Consider the following 19,985-nt stretch of genomic DNA (forward strand, 5'->3'; position numbering starts at 1 on the left):
AGGCTCGAGTCTTGTGAAGGTCGAACGTAATCCGCAGGAAGTTCATGCCCCCGTAGCGGCATACTCCCACCAGATCGAGATCGGGCCAGGAGGACGCTGGCTGATGCTGTCCGGCCAGATCGGCATGCGCCCCGACGGCTCGGTCCCGGACGACGCCCAGTCGAGCAGATCGCCGTAGCCTTTGAAAACGTGCGCCACAACCTGTCGGCCGCGAACATGACTGTCGCAGACCTGGTGAAGGTGACGGTCTATCTGGTCGGCGAAATCGACAGCACAGCCCGTCGCACCGCTTTCGCCAACTTCTTCGGTACCTCTGCGCCATGCATGACCCTGCTATACGTGAGCGGCTTGGCTTCTCCGGCTTTTCGCGTGGAGATCGATGCCATTGGTTGGTCGGACGACGAACGGCGGTGACCTTGACAAACGCAACGCACGACCCGATCGGGAGTGACGGATGTCCGTGCGCTGCGGCCGATCCCGCCGGAAGCCTTCCTCCGCCGGCCGGTTCGGATCTGTCGGCGAATGGGTTCCCGCGCTTGGCTGAGGTACTTCCAGACCTCGTCACCGAGATCATCGAACTGTTGGATTGCGAGGATGAACGTCTCGCTCAAACCGTCGCAAGCTCGAGGTTCTACGGTGTGTGTACCTGCACGCCCACCTGTCCACTCTTGTTGACCGCGCCGCCCGGCTCACCGAGTGGCGGGGTGGTGATTTTGGAATCCGACGGCGAATCCGTCATGTTTCTGCATATCGATCCGGCAGGTTCAGCTCATCGCGTGACGGGGATCGAGGTGCTGGACGGTCGTGACATGGTGCCGGTGTAGTGCGAGGTGACACTGTCCTGCCCGGTGTAGTTCGGTCCGGCGTGGGCATCGGCGCCGAGGTAGTGAAACTCCCAGCGCGGAGTTGACGGCCCAGTGCGGGTGAGGCGATGGCGCTTCGCGTCGTATTGGAATCCGTTGTCACGCAACGCGGCAATGAATGGCGCACCGATCGGTGCGCCGTCCGCTCCGCGCACCGAGGTGGCATCGAAACTGGCGACGAGTCGTCCATCAGGGGTGAGCCAGGACGCCATCCGTGTCAGTGCCGCGAGCTTGTCTCCGACGTAGTGCAGCACATGGACGGCGGTGATGAGGTCGACCGCGATGTTCGGGGCCCATGCCAATACCGACCCGGTGACCAGATCGACCCCGGTGTCGGATGGTTCGGCGAAGTATCCAACGAGGTCCAAGCCGATGATCTCGCACCGCCCTGACAGCGATCGGGACGCCTCCGAAAGCGCCCGCCCGCTCCCACATCCGATATCCAGCCACCGCTGCGGCGAGGGCCTATCCGTCAGCCACTCCACCGGATCGAACCCGAGCTCGCGACGATAGGCAGGCAATCGGCGCTCACGATTCATCTCGGAGTTCGCCACCACCGCGGTCTGCTCCAAGCGAGCGTCGTCCAAAAACTCGATCACATCGCTATCGTGCCGCACAGCAGGGGCACACTCACCTCCGGGACGAGCGAGAGCCATGAGCCGAAGCGAGGCTGATCGTGCAGATTCCGCCGAGTCATTCTGTAGAGCGACCACGGCGACTGCCAGGGGTACGGCAACGATGCTTGCAGCCCATATCAGAGACGCGAAACAGGTACGTGCACAAGGAACTTCATGGCACTGGTCTATCCTGTCCGGGGGAATGAGCTACAGGGCCAGGCTCGAGCATGATCCCTACTTCCCAGATGCGTAGAACCGCGCGAATTCGTCGAGCAATTGTGTGGAAGCCGCGCGCATCGCACTCGAGGTCATTCCCGCCATATGCGGTGTCAAGGTGGCATGGGGGTTGCCGGCCAGCGGGGAATCGAATTGCTGACCTTCGCGCGCGAAGACATCGATGCAGGCATGGGACGGACCCGAGTTGGTCTCGCGCAGTACGGCGTCGAGGGCTTCTTCAGGGACGACGCTCGCCCGGGAAGTGTTGACCAGCAATGAGTTCGGCCTCATCTCACGTAGCTCTGCCGCACCCAGCAATGCGTTGGTCTCGGACGTACCCGGAACATGGACGGTGACGACATCGCAGCTCGAGAGGAGTTCGCTCAGCGATTCGGTGCGCCGTCCCGGCCATCCGGCAGCACTCTCCGGGGTGAAGCGGGTAGAGCCGTGAACCCATACCTCGGTGCCGAACGACGCTAGGCGCGTTGCGACTTCGCGGGCGATCGTGCCGGTTCCGATGATCCCGACCCGGGATTCGCTCAAACTTCGGGCGGGCAGGTCACCGATCGCGGTGGACCAGTCAGCGGCGTGCAGCGCTGCGCTGCGGCGGCTGATTCCACGCAGTCCGTCGAGCATCAGTCCGATCGTGAATTCGGCGACCGCGGCCGCGTTGGCGCCCGCCGAGAACCGGATCGCGACGTTCAGCGCGCGGGCCGCATCCAAGTCGAAGGTGTCGAGGCCCGTAGCGGCCCGGCCCACGAGGCGTAGCGGTTGGTCCAAGGTGTCGGCGGTCGCGCGCTCGAGAACGTCCGAGGTGAGGGGGATGCCCGCACGGCATTTGAGGGCGTCGTAGCCGCAGCCGCGTTCGATCGTGGCGACGAGCTCTTCGGTGTCGAACCCGTCGATATCGATGCAGTCCCACCGTGCGGCGATCTGAGCGCACACAGCCGGGTCGGTGACTCGCCGCAGGTTGACGGTCGGAGCGAGGCCCAGTGCCGTGAATCGCTCGAGCTCCTGTACTGCGAACGCTGCGGGTGCGGGATCGATGATCAGAACTCGGGGCGTCGAGGGTGCACAGGTTTGGATCACAAGCTCACCTCACCACTCGGACGGCGCGAATTTCGAACGGGCGGTGGGTCCTTGAGCCTTCTCACTCCAGGAACGTCACTGCCTCCGCGAGCGGAGCTCGGGGCATCGAGGGGTGGGGAGAGTCGGGGTTGGCGTAGCCGATTGACATGCCGCAGAAGAGGATTCGGTCGGTCGGTGGGGAGATCACGGCGTCGACGGTGTGGTGGTATTCCGCCCATGCGATTTGAGTGCAGCTGTGTAGTTTTTCGGCGCGAAGCAGCAGCATCACCGTTTGCAGGAACATGCCTGCGTCCGCCCATTGTGGTGGTGGCATGTCGCGGTCCAGGTAGCAGAACAATGCTGTGGACGCGCCGAAGCAGTTCCAATTCTCGGCGCGGATTCTTGCACGGGACTGCGCGTCATCGGCGGCGATACCGAGTGCGCCGTATCGGCGAGCACCCATATCCGTCAGGCGTTCTCGAAATGGTGATGTCAGTTGCAGCGGGTAGAACCCGAATTCTGGTTTGTCGCCGGAATCTCCGGCGGTTACGCGATCGTCGGTGAACGCACGAATCGACTGCCTGCTCCGCACAGCCTCGTAGACATCCATCCGGCCGATCGTATTGGATTGCCGGTCAGCGACATTCGAACATCGGTGCTGCCTGCGCGTTCACTGATCGTCAGGCGCGCAAGGTGGGGAGTTCCTTCTCGTGCATCGACAGGATCTGCCTGGCGTAGCGGTCGACTTCCTCGGCGTTGGTCAGCAGCTTCGCCATGTCATGACCGTGCTCGGAGTGATTGGTTTTCTCCTGGTCACGATGCCGCCGCAGATGTAGTTCCTCGCGCGCGTGCTCGATGAGTTTCTCCAGCGCTGTCTCGATGGTGTTGCCCATGGAACCGATCCCTCTCGTAGAGGCCGATGTATGACCGATGTGCACGAGATAGGTAGCGGATGGGATCACTTGTTGATCAACTATCTCAAGGTACTCGTTTTCTGCTGGGTCGGACTCCGAGCGGATCAACAAGACCAGGTTGCCTCGGAAATCGAGGCGCTTGGACGCCGACGTTCCGTATCTCGAAAAGGCGGTGCGCACGGTCCTCGTGTATTTCGTGGTGTTGCTCCTACTGCGACTGGCGGGCAAGCGGGATCTGGCTCAGCTCAATACTTTCGACTTGATCGCGATGCTATTGCTGGCGTCCACACTCCAGAACGCCGTGATCGGCCCCGACAACTCGGTCACCGGAGCCGCTTTCGGTGCGCTGGTCCTGATCCTGATCAACGGCGCGATGGTGCGGGCCACGATCATGTCGCCTCGTTTCAGCCGCCTGGTCGAATGGCTTCCAGCCACGTTGGTCAGTGACGGCAACTGGATGCCCAAGGAGATCAGTCGCAATCGATTGCGCCGCTCGGATTTGGAGTTGGCGGTACGCAATCAGGATGGTGACGCGGGTGTCGAGGCGGCCGAGGTGGTTCTACAGCCCAGCGGAATGCTTCTGGTGACCCTGCGCAAAGGCGACCAAGCCGCTGACAAGAACGATGTCGCCGCTCTGCGGGCCGAACTGGCCGCTCTGCGCCAAGAGTTGCATGAGCGTCTCTGACGAGGACCCGGGCGCTCTTCGGGATCAGTGTTGTTGTGCCAGTAGATGAAAGGCGCCCCGGATGATGTGACGGCCTTCGGCGAGCGTGTCCATGCTGTCGAGTGGCTCAGTGAGGTCGGAGACCATGAGGCTGACCGCCATGGCGCGACCGGATGCGTTGCGGGCCAAGTAGTTCAGCGTCATCACACCCGGCTCGCTACCGGGCTTGTACCAGACCGTGGGGAATTCGTCGGGATCCAAACCCAATCCGCCGGTGTCGAGGGAAAGGGCATGGCCGATTTCGGGCTGGTCGAGGCGGAGCAGGCCAGCGTAGGCGCGGCAGATATCGGCGGGGGAGGCGAACCATTCGATCCCGTCGATGTTTCGCGGTGCTGTCCACGGCTGGGAGGTGTCGGGCAGAGGGAGTTGTTCGAGCTGCTCGAGCACGCCGAGTCGTTCCGCAACCGGCATCGACAAGTACCGTCGCTCTTCGGTGGTGCGAAACCTGAACTGGAAGAACGCCTTTGTCGTCAAGAATGGCTCGTTGACATGAGGCTGCTGATGGCTGAATAGGCGGAGTTGGCGGACCATCGCGTCCCGGCCCAGGCGGTGGATCAGGTGATCGGTGGCGGTGTTGTCGCTGATCGACATCATGAGGTCGGCATGGTCGGCCAGTGGGAGTGCGTCACCGGCGGGGCGGTCCTGAAGGATGCCGGATGGCAGACTCTTGTGGTCCTCGCGGATCGCCAATGACTCGCTCCAGCTTGCGCGCCCCTCAGTGACAGCTTGGCCTAGTGCCCCAAGGACATACAGCTTGAAACCTGATCCGATCGGACGCAGTGTGTCGGGATTGAAACCGTGCTCGATCCGGCATGTTCCGTCGGGTTCAAGCGCGGCCGCGGCGAACGACACGCGCCCACTCAACGCGGTCAGGAGGGTGTCCACCTCCGGCCAGGAAGCGGGCAGAACCTCGTCGGGCGTGAGTTCGAGGTGGCTTATCCGGCCTGTCCCATCCACGCGCACCGTGAGCAGGTAGTCACGACCGCCGCCACGCACCACGCTCCGGGCATGGTCGGCGCGGTGCGCCGCAGTGGCCGCACGAACGACGGTCAGCGGGCCTACCGCCCCAGCCGCCGCGTTGAAGCCCGCCGTACCTCCGCTGGCAGTCAATAGCGCTGGGGCTACGCGCTGCTGAATCTCATTCTCGGACAGCGGGATCCGAGCGGATGCGGTCACCAGCCAACCCAGCTGCTCGTCCGCGGTCGTGACGGCCATATCCGTGCCTGTCTGCCCGATCATGCTGTCCTCGGTTCGATTGAAAGCCGACACTCCATTGATTCCATAAATGGAAATATAACCGACATCGGATGCTTGCTGCTAGCTTTGTTGTCGTGACATCCGCGGATCTGCTCCTGCACCCGATCCGCCTGCGCATCGTGCAGGCGTTTCTCAACGACCGAGCTCTGACCACCAGCCAGCTGCGAGACGAGCTGTCCGACGTCGCACCGACCACCCTGTACCGCCACATGACCCGTCTGGTCGACGGTGAGGTGCTCACCGTCGTCGCCGAACGACGCATTCGTGGCACGGTCGAACGCACCTACGTCCTCCGACTGAGCGCCGCCAGCCTCGGACTGGACGAGGTCGAAGCGATGACCGTCGAGGACCACCGTCAAGCGTTCATGGCCTATGTAGCCGGACTGCTCGGCGATTTCGATCGCTACCTGGCGCGCGGCGACATCGACCTGCTCCGCGACCAGGTCGCCTACCGCCTCGCCGGAATGTGGCTCAGTGACAGCGAATTCGCCGACCTACGCAGTCGGCTACTCGAGGTGCTCAAACCCAGCCTGGCCAACACGCAGACGCCCGACCGCACCCGCCGCATCTACGCGAGCATCCTGTTGCCCGGCGACGCCACTTCTGATCGGTAGTACCGGCCACGGCACGCAATGGCAATTCAGCGAGATCGGGATGCCGGGCGGGCAATAATTGCTGGACGACGTCCTGATCTGCGATCACGAGGGATGCGCCAACAAAAATAGGAAGGAGATAATCTCCTTCCCACTTCTAACTTATATCGCACCCCGGGGCTTGCGGCAAGGCCCGGGTGATGCCGCACAATCGCTCATCGACGCTGGAACCTGCGGTTATGAGGAGTTGTGAATGGGTGCTGCCGACGTGAATCCGCTGACCGTCGACGTGTTCAACCTGCCGGAGCGGCTGGCCGCCAAGGCCGACCCGGCGCTCATCGCCGATGACCGCAAGCATTTCGCGGACATCGGATTCAGTCTCGAGCAGACCACACGTGAATTGACCGACCGGCTCGAGGCCGTGCGCAAAGCGCCGGTGTCGCTGGGACAGGAGGCGGTCGAACGGGATCAGGAGGTGCGTCAGCTGACCGGCAGGCTGCGGGCGCTGGGCCGCTTCGGGCTGGATCTGTGCCTCGGCCATTTCGTGCCCGCCGACCGGTCCGAACCGGTGTATGTCGGGCGGCTCGGACTCACCGACAATGTCGGCAACCGACTGCTGGTCGACTGGCGCTCGCCCGCGGCCGCGCCGTTCTTCGGTGCCACGCATGCCAATCCGATGGGTCTGCTGCGGCGGCGTCGCTACCGCTGGACGCTCGGTCGCATCAGCGACTACTGGGACGAGGTCTTCACCGCCGAGGGACTCGCCAGTGATGCCGCGCTCGACGACCAGTCGGCGTTCATCGCCAGCCTGGGCAGCAATCGATCCGCGCGGATGCGGGATGTGCTGGGCACCATCCAGGCCGACCAGGACGCGATCATCCGCGCGGGATCGCCGGGCGCGCTGATCGTCGACGGCGGCCCGGGCACCGGTAAAACCGTTGTGGCACTGCACCGTTCTGCGTATCTGCTGTACGCGGATCCGCGGCTGGCGCACCGTCGCGGCGGCATCCTGTTCGTCGGCCCGCATCAGCCCTACCTGGCGTATGTCGCCGACATTCTGCCCAATCTCGGTGAGGAAGGCGTGCAGTCGTGCACGCTGCGTGACCTCGTCGTCGAAGGTGCCGGGGCGGTGGCCGAATCCGATCCGGAGGTGGCTCGCCTGAAATCCTCCGCGGACCTGGTGCGGGCGATCGAGACGGCGGTCGCCTTCTACGAAACCCCGCCCGCCAAGGGCATGATGGTCGGATCCGATTGGGCCGATGTGTGGCTCAGCGCCGAGGATTGGGCCGAGGCGTTCCGCGCCCCGGAACCCGGCACCCCGCACAACGAGGCGCACGAGCAGATCTGGGAAGTGCTGCTCACCATCCTGGCCGAGAAGCATGATCCCGACGTGCCGCTCGGCCCGCTGCTGGAGTCGTTGCGGCAGAACCGGGAACTGCGCACCGCGCTCAACAACTCCTGGACGCTGATCGAGGCGGCCGACCTGGTCGCCGACCTGTGGTCGGTGCCCGCCTACCTGCGCAAGTGCGCGCCCTGGCTCACCGCCGAGCAGGTCCGCGCCTTGCAGCGCGCAGACGCCAAGGCCTGGACGCTGTCGGATCTGCCGCTGCTGGACGCGGCCCGGCATCGCCTTGGCGATCCGCAAGCGGCACAGCACAAGCACCGCTACGAGGCGGCCGTCGCGGTGGAGCGGGCTCGCATGGCCGACGTCATCGACGACCTGATCGCCTCTGCCGTGCACGACGATGGCGAGGGTGTGATGACGATGCTGCGCCAGCAGGACCTCAAGGACAATCTGGTGGACGGCAGCGCTCTGCCCGGCACCGATCCGGATTTGCTGGGTGGGCCGTTCGCGCACGTCGTCGTCGACGAGGCGCAGGAGTTGACCGATGCGGAATGGCAGATGCTGTTGCAGCGCTGCCCTTCTCGCAGTTTCACCATCGTCGGCGATCGTGCGCAGGCCCGGCACGGGTTCACCGAAACCTGGCAGGAACGCTTGGAGCGGGTCGGTTTCGATCGAATCCGGTTGGCGGCCTTGAGCATCAACTACCGCACCCCCGAGGAGGTCATGGCCGAGGCCGAACCGATCATTCGCGCCGCGCTTCCCGATGCCAATGTCCCGACCTCGATCCGCAGCAGCGGCATCCCCGTGCGGCACGGGTCGGTGACGGAACTGGACTCGGTCCTCGAAACCTGGCTGGCCGAGCATGATGAGGGAATCGCCTGTGTGATAGGCGATCCCAGTTTCCAGGCCACCGCGCGAGTCCGTTCGCTGACGCCGGTACTGGCGAAGGGCCTCGAATTCGACCTGGTGATCCTGGTCGACCCGGACCGCTTCGGCGATGGCATCGAAGGTGCGGTCGACCGCTATGTCGCGATGACCCGCTCCACGAGCCAACTGGTCATCCTCGCTTCCGACTGAGGACGCAAGCGGGGTACGCCGGAACCGTAATCGGTTCCGGCAGCGGCATTCTCGTATCGTCCTCTACGGTCGCAGGCGTTTGCTCACCGCCGGGACGACGAGCTGTCGGCACGTGACCGGTTGGCGCTGATCTCGTCGTGATTGTCCGCGACCCAGCCGATCAACTGCATGACGATCGTGTGCAGTCCGTGCCCGAGCGGCTCGAGGGTGTATTCGACGCGCGGCGGCACCTCCGCGTAGGCGGTCCGGTTGATCAGGCCGTCCTGCTGGAGTTGCCGCAGCGTGTGGGTGAGCATGCGCTGGGAGATGCCGGGTATCCGGCGCTGCAGGTCGGTGTAGCGCAGTGGGCCGTCGTGCAGGACAGTGACGATCAGCATGCTCCACTTGTCGCCGACCCGGCCCAGTACCTGGCGGATGAAGGCCATCTGGTCGGCGGGGATGTTCGCGCACGGCCCGAAGTCGGCCGCCATCTCGACGTCTGCTCTGTCCTGCATAGCGCCCATTCCTCGCTGTCACGCACACCCGTGTGCCTTTTGTACCGCCTCCAATACTGGCGCAGGATGTCGTTGCGAACAAATCGTATGAATTGGAGGTAGAGGCCCGAAAGATGCCTCACCCGCCTCCTCTTCGCTCCCCGTCGAAAGGCGCAACAACCGTGTCGTACCTTCTGCACATCGACTCCTCCTCGCTCGGCGAGGCGTCCGTTTCCCGTCGAGTCGCCCGGTCGTTCCTCGACGAGTGGCGTGGTGAAGTCGTCCACCGCGACCTCGCCGCCACCCCTGTACCTCACCTGAGCGGCGCGGGCATCTCCGCCCGCATCACCGACCGCGCCGTGCACACTCCCGAGCAGGCCGAGGCGGCCGCGCTACAGGATCAGCTGATCGAGGAGTTCCTCGGCGCGGAGGCCTATCTGTTCACGGTGCCGATGTACAACCTCACGATGCCGTCGGTGTTCAAGGCCTGGATCGACCAGATCGTGGTCGACGAGCGCACCTTCCACCCGGGCGGCACCGCCCCGACCGCCGGTCGTCCCGCCGTACTGATCTCCGCGCGCGGCGGCGGCTACGGCCCCGGCGCCCCGAACGAGGGCTTCGACTTCGTAGTGCCCGTACTCGAGGCCATCCTGGGCGAGGACCGCTTCCTCGGCCTCGACATCACCACGGTGATCCCGGAGCTCACCATGGCACCCCACGTACCCGCACTCTCCGCCCTGTTGCCGATGCACGAGGCCTCGATGTCCGCCGCACACGCTCAGGCCCGCGACCTCGCCTCCACACTACGTACGCCCCGCGCGGCTTGAGCAACGGCACGGTCTCGGCAATCCCATTGCCCCGCAACGGGTCCAGTGATCCCCGGACTACTGGGTCGCCGAGCGTGAACGTGTGGATCCCGGCGGCCAACGCGCGGGCCGCCGGGATCCACGCCGAAGCGTCCGAGACCCTGACCCATTGCAGTCGGCGGCCTTGACCTTGCCCCTGGGTCAACGTCCAACACTGGGATCGTGCGATCGAAACACAGTGAAAGAAGCCAGGAATCCGGGTCTGCGATTCGAGTGGCCGGCCTGCGGAAGTCCTATGGTGACCATGTCGTGCTCGACGGCATCGACCTCGATATCGATGCGGGCTCGATCTTCGCCCTGCTCGGGCCGAATGGTGCGGGTAAGACGACGGCCGTTCGGATTCTCACCACTCTTATTCGTGCTGATGCCGGTGACATGTGGGTGGGCGGGCACAGCGTGACCGGTGATCCGGATGCGGTGCGGGGCATCATCGGGGTCACCGGACAGTTCTCCGCGGTCGACAAATTGCTGACCGGGGCGGAGAACCTGATTCTCATGGGGGATCTGAATCATCTGTCCCGCAACGAATCCCGTCGCCGCGCTGCCGAGCTGCTCGAGCAGTTCGACCTGGTGGCAGCTGCCGACCGGCACGCGTCGACCTACTCGGGTGGAATGAAACGTCGGCTCGACCTGGCCATGGGTCTGGTGGGTAACCCACGGGTCATCTTCCTCGACGAGCCGACCACCGGGCTGGACCCGCGCAGCCGCCAGACGATGTGGCAGATCGTGCGCGGCCTGGCCGCTGGCGGGGTCACCATCTTCCTGACCACCCAATCGCTCGAGGAGGCCGACGCGTTGGCCGACCGTGTCGCAATCCTTGACGGCGGCAAGCTGGTCGCCGAAGGGACCCCGGCCGAGCTGAAGCTACTCGTGCCGGATGGACATGTGACGCTTCGCTTTACCGATGCCGCAGCGCTCGACGCCGCGGCGACTTTGCTCGGGGAATCCCTCCGAGACGGCGACGCGCTCACCCTGCAGGTGCCGAGCGATGGCAGCTTCGCGTCGTTGCGGAATCTGATAGATCGCTTCGCGGACACCACGATTGCCGTCGAAGAACTCTCGATCCACGCACCGAACCTCGACGACGTCTTCTTCGCCCTGACCGGCACCTCCGAGACCACCAACGGGGCCGTCGACCTGAAAGTGAGCCGATCATGACCACTCTCGCCTACACGATCGCCGACTCGGCCACCATGCTGCGACGCGTGCTCCGGCACACCGCACGCAATCCGGCCGTGGTGATCATGTCGTTCGTACTGCCCTTGGTGATGCTGCTGCTGTTCAACTACGCGTTCGGCGGGGCAGTGAATTCGGAGGATATGAGCTACATCGACTTCGTCGTGCCCGGCGTCCTCATGATGGGCGTGGTCTATTCCGTGCAGGCGACGGCCCTCGCGGTCAATGCCGATGTCAGCGAGGGGATCGTCGATCGATTCCGCACGATGTCCATCGCTCGTTCCGCGGTACTGGTCGGCCATGTCGTGGGCAGTACGCTGCGCACTCTGGCCGGTCTGGCACTGGTCATCGTCGTTGCGTTGGCGATCGGTTTCCGTCCCACTGCCAACCCGCTGCGCTGGGTCGCCGCGATCGCCTTGGTGTCGTTGCTGCTCTTCGCGCTCGCCTGGCTCGGCACCGCCTTCGGCCTGGCATCCAAGACGTCGACCGGCGCGGGCGGCCTGTCGGCGATCGTGTCGCTGTTTCCGTTCCTGAGTGGAGCGTTCGTGCCGACCGATACCATGCCCGGCTGGTTGCGGGTGTTCGCCGCCAATCAGCCACTCACCCAGGTCATCTCGGCCCTGCGCGGATTGTTGAACGGCGGCCCGGTCGCGGACCATGCCTGGCTCGCGGTGGCCTGGTGCGCCGGTATCGCCATCGCCGGATACTTTTGGGCACGTAGCTTGTTCGGCCGTCGCGCCGCGCAGTAGCCGAGGAGCACACGATGTTGACCATTGGACAGCTCGCCAAGCATGTCGGGGTCACCGTCAAAGCTGTCCGCCACTATCACCGGCTCGGGCTGCTGCCGGAGCCGGACCGCGACAGCTCCGGCTACCGCCGCTACGACGCGCGAGCGGTGATGGAACTGACCCGGATTCGAGTGCTGCGCGATGCGGGCGTCCCACTGCGGGACATCCCCGAACTGATCCGGGCGGACGCCGAGGCGCTCGCCGCGGCTGCCGCGCAGATCCAGCAGGACCTCGACGCGCAGATCGAGGTCCTGCGCCACCGCAAAGAGCAGGTACGCCTGCTCACGGCGGGCGAAAGCCTGTACCTCGCTGCCGACGTGGTGGCCCTGCTCGACCAACTCCGCGACCTCGGAATCCCTGAATCGACAGTCGAATTGGAGCGCGACGGCTGGGTCCTGTGGTCCGCGGTCGCACCGGACGAGGTGGCGGACTGGGCGCGGATGAAGCGGAAGAACCTGACCGATCCGAGGGTGCTGTCGGACTACCGGGAATGGGTCGACGCCGCCATGTGGGACCCGGCCGACCCCCGCCTCGACGAACTCGCGGCCCGGCTCGCGGCGAAGTTCGATGTGACCCAGATCGACTACAGCTCATTGGAATCCCGAAGCCAGTCCACACAGGCCCTGATCATCGACCGATTCAGCCGAACCGCACCCGGCCTGGCCCGCCTCGCCGAACTCTTCACCGCATACCTGCGCGCCCGCGTCATCGACGAATTGTTTTAGGGCTCAACAGGAGTCAGCCGGGCATTCTCGGTTGCTCGGACGTCGTCCTGCGCTGTGGGTCGGTGGTTCATCGGACCACGAACGACGATATAGAGGAACAGCGCGCCCATGAGAGCGGTGCCTGCCCACATGGCCTGCTGCCACCCTTCGACGAAGGATTGCTGGGCCGCGTGCACCAGGTCTTGGGCGTGCGAGCCCGCGCTACCCGCTGCCTCGAGGGCGTTGGCGACGCCTTGGCGTGCGGTGTCGGCGGTGCCCTGCGGGATGTCGTTGAGCCTGTCGTCGATGGCATTGCGGTAGCCGGTCGCCACGAGCGCACCCAGCAGGGCAACACCGAGTGCGGTGCCGAACTCACGGGTGACATCGTTGAGTGCCGAAGCGACGCCCTGCTTTTCGCGCGGCAGGGAGCTGGTGATCGCTTCGGTGGAGGGTGTCATCGACAGGCCCATTCCCAGCCCCATGGCCGCCATGCCGGGCAGCACGGACAGGAAACCGCCGTCGACGGAGACGATCGCGGCCATCAGCACCAGCCCGGCACCGGCCAGCGCGATGCCGGTGGCCATGGTCGCGCGAGCGCCGATGCGCGCGGCCAGCAGCGGGGCGAGTCCGGAACTCGCCATCATCATCACGGCCATCGGCATGATCGCCGCGGTGGACAACAGTCCCGACCAGCCGAGCACGGACTGGAAGAACGGGAACAGGACCACCGCGATCCCGGCTTGCACACCGAAAAGCACCAGCAGCGTGAGGGAACCCCCGGCCAGGCCGCGCTCACCGAACAGGCGCACATCCAGCAGAGCTGCCTCCCGGCGGTGTAGCTCCCAGACCACGAAGGCGACCGTGGCCGCGACACCGACGCCCAGACTGATCAGGGTGACGGGTGCGGTCCAACCGCGCTCGGGTCCCTCTTGCAGGACGAAGATCAGACCGACCACCGCAACCGCGGACAGCAGCGCGCCGACAGTGTCGAAGGCGTGCGCCGAGCGCTCACGGGAGTTGGGAACCGACTTCAACGTCATGGCCAGGGCGACGACGACCAGGGCGACCGGCAGTGCGAACAGCCAGCGCCAGTTCGCGACATCGACGAGCAGGGCCGAGAGGAACATGCCCAGGATCCCGCCGCCACCGGCGACACCGGTCCACACCCCGATTGCCTTCGCACGCTGCTCTTCGGGGAAGGTGGAGGTGATGACGGCGAGGGTGATCGGCATGATCATCGCCGCACCGACACCGGCTGCCACGCGCGCGGAAAGCATGAGCGCCACCGACGGGGCCAGCGCCGCAACAACATTCGAGACACCGAACACGACCAGCCCGGCGATCAGCATGGGCTTGCGGCCCAGACGGTCACCGAGCGCGCCGAGCGGCAGCAGCAGTGCGGCCAGGGCGAGGGTGTAGGTGTTGATCATCCACAGGACCGTGCTCTGAGAAGCGGAGAACTCCACGGCCAGGTGGGTCTGGGCGACGTTCAGCCCGGACACCGAGGCGATGACGGCCATCAGCGCGACCGATACGGCGATCAGGATCGCGCGGAGTTCGCGCGCACCGGGCACATCTCCGCCGCCTTCGGTGGCTGGGGTCGGCGAAAGTTGGTTCGTAGTCATGGTTTTCCTCTCGGAATGGGCATGCCAAGCCAGCGCCGAAGCATCGTCGGTCGCTGAATTGCTGGATCGGAGGCCCGCCGGCCACCACCTGTCAGCGACCGTAAGCCCGTCTTGCACCAAAGGCATAGGATCTTGCCTATGACGCAAAATGATGGTGAGTTGGACAGCCTCGTACGCAAACGCATCCGGGCACTGCGGGTGGCGCAGGGCTGGTCGCTCGAGGAACTGGCGATCCGCGCTCACCTGAGTCAGTCCACGCTCTCGCGTATCGAGAACGGCCAACGTCGGCTCGCGCTCGATCAGCTGGTCACCCTCGCGCGCGCCCTGGGCACATCACTGGACCAGTTGGTGGAGACCGCTGCCGACGACATAGTCACCAGCCCGATGATCGACGCCGCGCACGGTCAGATGCGCTGGACGATGAAGGGCGAGCCGGGCATGAGCGTCGTGCGCCAGCGCATGACCGAACCGCCGCCGGACAACCCCGCCCGAATGCGCGCGCACCCCGGCCGTGAGTGGCTCGTGGTGCTGTCCGGGACCGCGATCCTCATGCTGGGCCACAAGCGCTTCCGCGTCGAAACGAACCAGGCCGCGGAGTTCCCGACCATGCTCCCGCACGCCATCGGCGCCGAGGGTGGCCCGTGCGAGATCCTGGGCATCTTCGACCGCGACGCCCAACGCGGCCACACGCGCGACACCGTCGGCGCACCCGCGTAGTCGATCAGCGCGACCGATGCCTACCGCGCATCAGGCGGCCCTCGTACCTGACCTGTCGCAGCGACCGCGGTGCGGAACTCAGAGGCCGAGTTTGGTTACGGCGTTGTCTTCCAAGGGGTTCGCGGTGCGGATGTAGCCGTGCACGGTGCGTGGGTTGGACCAGCGGCCCTGGCGCATGATCTCGCGGTCGCTGGCGCCGCCGAGGGCGGCCTGGGTGGCGAAACCGGCACGCAGGGAGTGGCCGGAGAAGAGGTCGGGGTCGAGGCCCGCGCGGGCCGCGTAGCGCTTGACGAGTTCGGCTACGGCGCGGCCGGAGACGGCGGTGTCGGCCAGGCCGCCGTGGCGCGAGATCGCCGGGAAGAGTGGGAGATTCGGGTCGGCGAGGGTGGTGCCGGTGAAACCGTGGCAGCGGTGGATGTTCGGGTCGGCGGGTGGGGTGGCCGACAGCCAGGTGCGCAGGTCAGTGGTGGCGTGGGCTTCGCGCAGGCGGATCCAGTCGGCGAAGGCGCAGACCGGGCAGGTGTGCGGGCGCTGGCCGCGGGGGAGCGCGACACGCTGTTCACTGACGCCGGTGGGGTCGGTTTTGGTGGTGGGAAGCTGGATGAGCAGCACCGGTTCGCCGGTGGCGTGATCGGTGTGGACGTGGACGTCGGTGATCCGCAATCCCGCGATCTCGCTGCGGCGCAACGCACCTGCGAAACCGACGAGCAGTAGCAGGGTGTCACGGCGGCGAGCCGGTTCGGTCGGCCAGCCGGGGGCGGGCAGTTCGGCCAGCAGCTGGTCGAGGGTGTGCAGCAGGACCGGGCGTTTACGCTTCGGCTGAGTGCGCCGGGTGCGCCGGATGCCGCGCAGGGTCAGGCGCACCACGTCGGAGCGAGTAGGGGAGGGCAGGCCGTTGGCGGCGTGCACCGCGGCCAGCGCGGCGGCCTTGCGTTCCAGAGTGGCTGCGCTGAAAGCCCATTCGCCGTTGTCGCGGCGGGCGTCGGCGGCGGCGGCGAGATACACCGCCACGTCGAGCGCGTCGGCGGGCAGCGCCTGCCGGGATTCGCCCGCACACCAGGCCGCCCACGCGATCCAGTCGGTTCGGTACGCGCGCAACGTATTCGCCGACTGCGACGCCTCCAGATAGCGGCGCAGCGACACCGCCTGCACATCATCGAAGCGATCCCGCACCAGCTGCAGCGCCGCGGCGTCCACCAGGACGCTGCGAACCCCGCGCCGCAACTCCGTGCGCACCTCGTCGGGGACCGCGATGGTGGTGTGCTCCAGCATGACTGCGACCCTACGGCAAGGAGACTGTGCAACCCGGCTAGCTTTCAGCGATCCCGTCCGACATGCGACGGTGACCGAAGTTCATCAGGGGACTTGACCCGCTGTGCCTGCGCTGAGAGGTTTCAGACCAGGCCGTTTGCTCTGTGGAGGACGACAATTGGGATCTCCCAGGCCACTTTCGATTGGAAATCGGCCAGAAACGGTGCGTTCGCGAGCCCGAGACGCCACAGCCGATCCCGCTCGTCGCCGCTCGCGATCGACGCGGTGACCTGCCACCGCGAGGTCCCCACCTCGACGTCTCCGCCCGGATTCGCCACCAGATTGTGGTACCAGCCGGGCCGATTCGGCCGTCCGCCGTTGGCCGCGAACACCACCCAGCGGTCACCGTCGCCGAAGTACGCCAGCGGCCAGGTGCGCGACTCCCCGCTGCGCGCACCGGTTGTTGTCAAAAGCAGCAGTTCGGTTCCGGCGAACTGGCCGCCGACCTTCCCGCCGCCCGCCCGGAACTCCTCGATCACGTCCAGATTCATCCGTTGCCGCGCGTCTTCGCTCATGTGCGCTGCAACTGCGGAGTGCCGCAACCCATTCCGGTATCCCGCCTACGGTTGCAGCCGCCAGGCCGCGTCGGGCTTGGGAACCAACCAGGTCCAGCCCCGTTCCGACCGGATTTCCAGGAGCTGTTTGCGCCGTCCACAGGATTGCTCGGTCTCGCCATCGCCCTCGATACAGTTGCGATGACTCCACATCATTGCTTCCACCGTGCCCGAGAGGCGCATGGCGTCATGCTCGGGCATACGATGATGCTTGAGCACAGACGGCGTGTCCGACATGGCCCAATCATCCCTCACAGTGGGCGGTCTGTCGTGGAGTCCCAGGGTGTTCTCATCCGAAAGAAGGAATCTGCATGTGCCGGTTGTTCGGATCGACCGCAGCGCCACAGCGGGTGCGAGCCACGTTCTGGCTGCTCGACGCGCCCGACAGCCTGATTCAGCAAAGCCACCGCGAACCCGACGGTGTGGGCTTGGGCACATTCACCGCCGATGACGCACCCCTCGTCGAAAAGCAGCCCATCGCGGCCTATGCGGACCTGCGCTTCGTGCACGAGGCCCGCGAACGCGAATCACGCACCTTCGTCGCGCACGTACGCTTCGCCTCGACCGGCGGTCTGGCGGTGCGCAATACGCACCCCTTCGAACAGCGCGGCCGGATCTTCGCCCACAACGGCGTGCTGCAGGGCCTCGACGAACTCGAGTCGGAACTCGGCGAATATCGCGGACTCGTGCACGGCGACACCGACTCCGAACGATTCTTCGCGCTGATCACCCAGCGCATCGACCATCAGCACGGGGATGTCACCGCCGGAATCACCGACGCGGTGCGCTGGGTCGCGGACCGACTGCCGCTCTACGCCCTCAACCTGATCTTGACCACGGCCGACGAGCTGTGGGCACTGCGCTATCCCGACACCCACGAGCTGTATGTGCTCGAGCGCGCCGCCGGTGGCCCGCACGGGGATCGGCGGCTCGAGCATGCCGCCCGCACCGGTATCGCCGCGAGCAGTGACAGTCTCGTCGATCATCCCGCCGTCGTGATCGCCAGCGAACGCATGGACGACGACCCGGGATGGCGGCCGCTGGACTCCGGGGAACTGCTGCACGTCGACGGTCGTCTCCAGGTCCGCTCGGCGCGGGTACTGGAAACGCCACCGCGCCACCTGCTTTCGCTCGCCGACCTCGATGTGAAGGCCGCCTCGTCGCAGTCGGCGCGGTAGCCGCTTCAGCCCTCGCGCGAGACCCGGGTCAATTCGACCGTGGCCGAACGCAGTTCGCCGATCGAATCGATCGGCGCGAGATAGCCGATGCGGGTTACCGCGATCCCACGCGGTGTGGTGACGCGCAAGTCCAGGCCGTAGCGGTCGGCCCGCTCGCAGACGGCCGCGGTCGCGTCCGGGTATCCGCCGCGTGCCTTCGCCATATCGAGCAGGGCGTCGGCATGGTCGTCGTTGAGGTGCGTGATCGCCCGGGCTGCCGACGGAATGACCGGATCGGCCGCGGCTGCCGCGTACTGTTCGGCGGTCGCGGAGTCCATTCGGCCGTATCCGCCGACCCAGCGGATGCGCTCCACGCGCAACACCCACACGGTGAAATCGCTGAAGTCGATGTAGTGCTTGGCCGCCGGTACGGCCGCCAGATGCGCGTCGCGGGCGGCGTCGGCCTCCGCGCCGGTGGGCCGTTCGGCGATGCCCGCCAAGGTCATTCGCGCCCCGGCCAGCGGATCCGACGGCAGCTCCGGGGTGACGATGGAGACGCTGGCGCGTGGATCGGCGGCCAGATTGCGCCCGTGTTCGGCGAGCCGGGAGACGCACAGCACCGGCTGCCCGTCGAGGGCTCCGTAGGTGACGAAGCTGGCCCACGGGCCACCGTCGGCGGTCAGCGTCGCCAGGGTGGCCGTATTGGTCGCCGCCGCAATGGTTCTCGCTTCGTCGGCGGCACTGGGCCGGGTGGTGATCGCGATCGGGGTCAGCGGTGGGGGCGTCGACGGTGCGTCGCCCGGGTCGCCGTGGTCGAGGGCCATGGGTGACAGGCTACGCGCGGGTTTCCCGCGCGCCACGCCGGTAGGATTTCGAGTGTGGTCGAACTCGATTTCAGCCCCATTCCGGTCACCGGCATCAGCATCGCCGAGGCCGCCGAGCGCAGCGGCGTCAGCGTCCACACGCTGCGATATTACGAGCGTGCCGGATTGGTGATCACCACCATCGACCGCAATCACGCGGGCCGCCGCCGCTACCGGCAGGTTGATCTGGACTGGATTTGCATGTGCACCCGGTTGCGGGCCACCGGCATGCCCATCAAGACGATTCGCCGCTACGCGGAACTCGTCGCCGCCGGTCACGGCAATGAACGCGACCGCCTGGCGCTGATGGAGGAGCATCGCCTCGAGGTGCTGGCGAAAATGGCTGAGCTGCAAGACAATCTGGCTCTCATCGACCGCAAGATCGGCGTCTACCGCGGCCGTCTCGAGGCCGGTGACGCCGATCTGCTGTGGGCTCCCGGTGCGTGACCGGCTAGCTCCTACGACGACCAGACGACGTGGTACATGTTGTTGCTGCCGATGGTCTCCACGTAGATGTTGGGGGCCGCCGCGCCGGTCGAGGCATTCCATCCGGTGATGCCGAAAGTGGGCGAGCCGCCGGAGTGTGCGCCGGTGCCCCAGAGGTAGCCCTGATTGTTGCCCGGTCCCGTGCCCTTATAGATCACGAAATTTCCATCGCCCTGCATAATGGCGAAAACCTGGGAATGGCCACTCGTATTACTGCACCAAATCCCGCCTTGATTCTGGGACGGATCAGCTCCCCGGTAAAGGCACAGGTTGCCGTCGCCTTGCAGGATGGCGAAGTCGGGACCGCCCAGGCCGGTTCCCGTTCCGGTGCTGAGGTATTGGTTCTGGCTCATGACCGAATTTGTTGCGAGCGTGCTTCCGATATAGCCCGGATAGGTGTCATGAGCTGGTCTTACTTGCGAGTCGGCCTGACCTGCGGTAACGCCGAGTATCAGCATCAGCGTGGAAAAAATGAATACGAATGACCGAGCTTTGCGGAACATGGGGGACCCTTTCGATGAAGAACCGACAGGTTCAATACGCGTGAGGCAACGCTGCGGCCTGGTTTCTCGGACAGGCGTGCGCCGCAAC

24 protein-coding genes are annotated in these 19,985 nt (G+C 65.7%); 12 read left to right on the top strand and 12 right to left on the bottom strand.

Going from position 1 to position 19,985, the window contains the following annotated elements; genetic code table 11:
* The first annotated feature begins 13 nt into the window (after window positions 1–13).
* Together OG300_RS11260 and OG300_RS11265 are read left to right on the top strand one after the other, a co-directional pair.
* Complete coding sequence (locus tag OG300_RS11260; RefSeq protein WP_405494884.1) at window positions 14–178, top strand: hypothetical protein; 165 nt, start codon at window positions 14–16, stop codon at window positions 176–178.
* A gap of 11 nt (window positions 179–189) precedes the next feature.
* Window positions 190–414, top strand: coding sequence for a RidA family protein (locus OG300_RS11265; RefSeq protein WP_405494886.1), 225 nt, complete (start codon window positions 190–192; stop codon window positions 412–414).
* A 355-nt stretch (window positions 415–769) separates the two neighbouring features.
* On the opposite strand, the gene OG300_RS11270 is transcribed toward OG300_RS11265, so the two are convergent.
* The 4 genes from OG300_RS11270 to OG300_RS11285 form a co-directional block, all read right to left on the bottom strand.
* Window positions 770–1,462 carry a class I SAM-dependent methyltransferase gene (locus tag OG300_RS11270; RefSeq protein ID WP_405494888.1) on the bottom strand — a complete coding sequence of 231 codons (693 nt, stop codon included), beginning with the start codon at window positions 1,460–1,462 and terminating at the stop codon, window positions 770–772.
* A gap of 252 nt (window positions 1,463–1,714) precedes the next feature.
* Window positions 1,715–2,785, bottom strand: a complete 1,071-nt coding sequence (locus OG300_RS11275; RefSeq protein ID WP_405494889.1) for an NAD(P)-dependent oxidoreductase — start codon at window positions 2,783–2,785, stop codon at window positions 1,715–1,717.
* A gap of 61 nt (window positions 2,786–2,846) precedes the next feature.
* The gene (locus OG300_RS11280) at window positions 2,847–3,374 is read right to left on the bottom strand and encodes a nitroreductase (RefSeq protein WP_405494891.1); all 528 of its coding nucleotides are present in this window, start codon (window positions 3,372–3,374) and stop codon (window positions 2,847–2,849) included.
* A 70-nt stretch (window positions 3,375–3,444) separates the two neighbouring features.
* Window positions 3,445–3,657, bottom strand: a complete 213-nt coding sequence (locus OG300_RS11285) for a hypothetical protein (RefSeq protein WP_405494893.1) — start codon at window positions 3,655–3,657, stop codon at window positions 3,445–3,447.
* A 208-nt stretch (window positions 3,658–3,865) separates the two neighbouring features.
* On the opposite strand from OG300_RS11285, the gene OG300_RS11290 reads away from it, so the two are divergent.
* Window positions 3,866–4,363 (top strand): DUF421 domain-containing protein, encoded by a 498-nt coding sequence (locus tag OG300_RS11290; protein ID WP_405494895.1) that lies wholly within the window; start codon window positions 3,866–3,868, stop codon window positions 4,361–4,363.
* Between the two features lie 24 nt (window positions 4,364–4,387).
* Here the strand turns inward: OG300_RS11290 and OG300_RS11295 are convergent, their stop codons facing one another.
* Window positions 4,388–5,671: a serine hydrolase gene (locus OG300_RS11295; RefSeq protein ID WP_405494897.1), complete on the bottom strand. Its 1,284-nt coding sequence runs from the start codon at window positions 5,669–5,671 to the stop codon at window positions 4,388–4,390.
* A 62-nt stretch (window positions 5,672–5,733) separates the two neighbouring features.
* Here OG300_RS11295 and OG300_RS11300 point away from each other — a divergent pair, with 62 nt between their 5' ends.
* Together OG300_RS11300 and helR are read left to right on the top strand one after the other, a co-directional pair.
* Window positions 5,734–6,273, top strand: a complete 540-nt coding sequence (locus tag OG300_RS11300; RefSeq protein WP_405494899.1) for a helix-turn-helix domain-containing protein — start codon at window positions 5,734–5,736, stop codon at window positions 6,271–6,273.
* Window positions 6,274–6,505: 232 nt separating this feature from the next.
* Complete coding sequence (helR, locus tag OG300_RS11305) at window positions 6,506–8,674, top strand: RNA polymerase recycling motor ATPase HelR (protein WP_405494901.1); 2,169 nt, start codon at window positions 6,506–6,508, stop codon at window positions 8,672–8,674.
* Between the two features lie 83 nt (window positions 8,675–8,757).
* Here helR and OG300_RS11310 read toward each other — a convergent pair whose 3' ends face one another.
* Complete coding sequence (locus OG300_RS11310) at window positions 8,758–9,168, bottom strand: winged helix-turn-helix transcriptional regulator (RefSeq protein WP_405494903.1); 411 nt, start codon at window positions 9,166–9,168, stop codon at window positions 8,758–8,760.
* Between the two features lie 161 nt (window positions 9,169–9,329).
* Between OG300_RS11310 and OG300_RS11315 the strand changes: the two genes are divergently transcribed.
* The 4 genes from OG300_RS11315 (at window position 9,330) to OG300_RS11330 (ending at window position 12,702) form a co-directional block, all read left to right on the top strand.
* Window positions 9,330–9,974 carry an FMN-dependent NADH-azoreductase gene (locus OG300_RS11315; protein WP_405494905.1) on the top strand — a complete coding sequence of 215 codons (645 nt, stop codon included), beginning with the start codon at window positions 9,330–9,332 and terminating at the stop codon, window positions 9,972–9,974.
* Window positions 9,975–10,175: 201 nt separating this feature from the next.
* Window positions 10,176–11,171, top strand: coding sequence for an ATP-binding cassette domain-containing protein (locus OG300_RS11320; RefSeq protein WP_405494907.1), 996 nt, complete (start codon window positions 10,176–10,178; stop codon window positions 11,169–11,171).
* Window positions 11,168–11,938, top strand: coding sequence for an ABC transporter permease (locus tag OG300_RS11325; RefSeq protein ID WP_405494909.1), 771 nt, complete (start codon window positions 11,168–11,170; stop codon window positions 11,936–11,938). The genes OG300_RS11320 and OG300_RS11325 overlap by 4 nt, the downstream gene beginning before the upstream one ends.
* Window positions 11,939–11,952: 14 nt before the next feature.
* Window positions 11,953–12,702 carry a MerR family transcriptional regulator gene (locus tag OG300_RS11330; RefSeq protein ID WP_405494911.1) on the top strand — a complete coding sequence of 250 codons (750 nt, stop codon included), beginning with the start codon at window positions 11,953–11,955 and terminating at the stop codon, window positions 12,700–12,702.
* Here OG300_RS11330 and OG300_RS11335 read toward each other — a convergent pair.
* Entirely contained in the window at window positions 12,699–14,306 is a 1,608-nt protein-coding gene (locus OG300_RS11335) for a DHA2 family efflux MFS transporter permease subunit (RefSeq protein ID WP_405494913.1), read from the bottom strand. The genes OG300_RS11330 and OG300_RS11335 overlap by 4 nt on opposite strands.
* Before the next feature lie 138 nt (window positions 14,307–14,444).
* Here OG300_RS11335 and OG300_RS11340 point away from each other — a divergent pair, with 138 nt between their 5' ends.
* Window positions 14,445–15,023 carry a helix-turn-helix domain-containing protein gene (locus tag OG300_RS11340; protein ID WP_405494915.1) on the top strand — a complete coding sequence of 193 codons (579 nt, stop codon included), beginning with the start codon at window positions 14,445–14,447 and terminating at the stop codon, window positions 15,021–15,023.
* 78 nt (window positions 15,024–15,101) lie between these two features.
* On the opposite strand, the gene OG300_RS11345 is transcribed toward OG300_RS11340, so the two are convergent.
* The 3 genes from OG300_RS11345 to OG300_RS11355 form a co-directional block, all read right to left on the bottom strand.
* Entirely contained in the window at window positions 15,102–16,295 is a 1,194-nt protein-coding gene (locus tag OG300_RS11345; protein ID WP_405494917.1) for a site-specific integrase, read from the bottom strand.
* Between the two features lie 122 nt (window positions 16,296–16,417).
* Window positions 16,418–16,849 carry a nitroreductase/quinone reductase family protein gene (locus OG300_RS11350; RefSeq protein ID WP_405494919.1) on the bottom strand — a complete coding sequence of 144 codons (432 nt, stop codon included), beginning with the start codon at window positions 16,847–16,849 and terminating at the stop codon, window positions 16,418–16,420.
* A 45-nt stretch (window positions 16,850–16,894) separates the two neighbouring features.
* Window positions 16,895–17,125 carry a hypothetical protein gene (locus OG300_RS11355; protein WP_405494921.1) on the bottom strand — a complete coding sequence of 77 codons (231 nt, stop codon included), beginning with the start codon at window positions 17,123–17,125 and terminating at the stop codon, window positions 16,895–16,897.
* A 74-nt stretch (window positions 17,126–17,199) separates the two neighbouring features.
* On the opposite strand from OG300_RS11355, the gene OG300_RS11360 reads away from it, so the two are divergent.
* The gene (locus OG300_RS11360) at window positions 17,200–18,066 is read left to right on the top strand and encodes a class II glutamine amidotransferase (RefSeq protein ID WP_405494923.1); all 867 of its coding nucleotides are present in this window, start codon (window positions 17,200–17,202) and stop codon (window positions 18,064–18,066) included.
* 5 nt (window positions 18,067–18,071) lie between these two features.
* Here OG300_RS11360 and OG300_RS11365 read toward each other — a convergent pair whose 3' ends face one another.
* On the bottom strand, window positions 18,072–18,869 hold the full coding sequence (locus OG300_RS11365; RefSeq protein WP_405494925.1) for a HugZ family protein: 798 nt from the start codon (window positions 18,867–18,869) through the stop codon (window positions 18,072–18,074).
* A 54-nt stretch (window positions 18,870–18,923) separates the two neighbouring features.
* On the opposite strand from OG300_RS11365, the gene OG300_RS11370 reads away from it, so the two are divergent.
* Entirely contained in the window at window positions 18,924–19,355 is a 432-nt protein-coding gene (locus OG300_RS11370) for a MerR family transcriptional regulator (protein WP_405494927.1), read from the top strand.
* A gap of 11 nt (window positions 19,356–19,366) precedes the next feature.
* On the opposite strand, the gene OG300_RS11375 is transcribed toward OG300_RS11370, so the two are convergent.
* Window positions 19,367–19,897: a hypothetical protein gene (locus tag OG300_RS11375; RefSeq protein WP_405494929.1), complete on the bottom strand. Its 531-nt coding sequence runs from the start codon at window positions 19,895–19,897 to the stop codon at window positions 19,367–19,369.
* Window positions 19,898–19,985 lie beyond the last annotated feature (88 nt).

Source organism: Nocardia sp. NBC_00511, assembly GCF_045161165.1.
In the GTDB taxonomy this organism is placed as follows: domain Bacteria; phylum Actinomycetota; class Actinomycetes; order Mycobacteriales; family Mycobacteriaceae; genus Nocardia.

Bases quoted from the DNA above. Each gene is read 5' to 3' on its own strand.
- OG300_RS11280 (WP_405494891.1), bottom strand. From the start codon at position 3,374: ATGGATGTCTACGAGGCTGTGCGGAGCAGGCAGTCGATTCGTGCGTTC.
- OG300_RS11285 (WP_405494893.1), bottom strand. From the start codon at position 3,657: ATGGGCAACACCATCGAGACAGCGCTGGAGAAACTCATCGAGCACGCG.
- helR (WP_405494901.1), top strand. From the start codon at position 6,506: ATGGGTGCTGCCGACGTGAATCCGCTGACCGTCGACGTGTTCAACCTG.
- OG300_RS11310 (WP_405494903.1), bottom strand. From the start codon at position 9,168: ATGCAGGACAGAGCAGACGTCGAGATGGCGGCCGACTTCGGGCCGTGC.
- OG300_RS11325 (WP_405494909.1), top strand. From the start codon at position 11,168: ATGACCACTCTCGCCTACACGATCGCCGACTCGGCCACCATGCTGCGA.
- OG300_RS11330 (WP_405494911.1), top strand. From the start codon at position 11,953: ATGTTGACCATTGGACAGCTCGCCAAGCATGTCGGGGTCACCGTCAAA.
- OG300_RS11335 (WP_405494913.1), bottom strand. From the start codon at position 14,306: ATGACTACGAACCAACTTTCGCCGACCCCAGCCACCGAAGGCGGCGGA.
- OG300_RS11340 (WP_405494915.1), top strand. From the start codon at position 14,445: ATGACGCAAAATGATGGTGAGTTGGACAGCCTCGTACGCAAACGCATC.
- OG300_RS11345 (WP_405494917.1), bottom strand. From the start codon at position 16,295: ATGCTGGAGCACACCACCATCGCGGTCCCCGACGAGGTGCGCACGGAG.
- OG300_RS11350 (WP_405494919.1), bottom strand. From the start codon at position 16,849: ATGAGCGAAGACGCGCGGCAACGGATGAATCTGGACGTGATCGAGGAG.
- OG300_RS11355 (WP_405494921.1), bottom strand. From the start codon at position 17,125: ATGTCGGACACGCCGTCTGTGCTCAAGCATCATCGTATGCCCGAGCAT.
- OG300_RS11360 (WP_405494923.1), top strand. From the start codon at position 17,200: ATGTGCCGGTTGTTCGGATCGACCGCAGCGCCACAGCGGGTGCGAGCC.
- OG300_RS11365 (WP_405494925.1), bottom strand. From the start codon at position 18,869: ATGGCCCTCGACCACGGCGACCCGGGCGACGCACCGTCGACGCCCCCA.
- OG300_RS11375 (WP_405494929.1), bottom strand. From the start codon at position 19,897: ATGTTCCGCAAAGCTCGGTCATTCGTATTCATTTTTTCCACGCTGATG.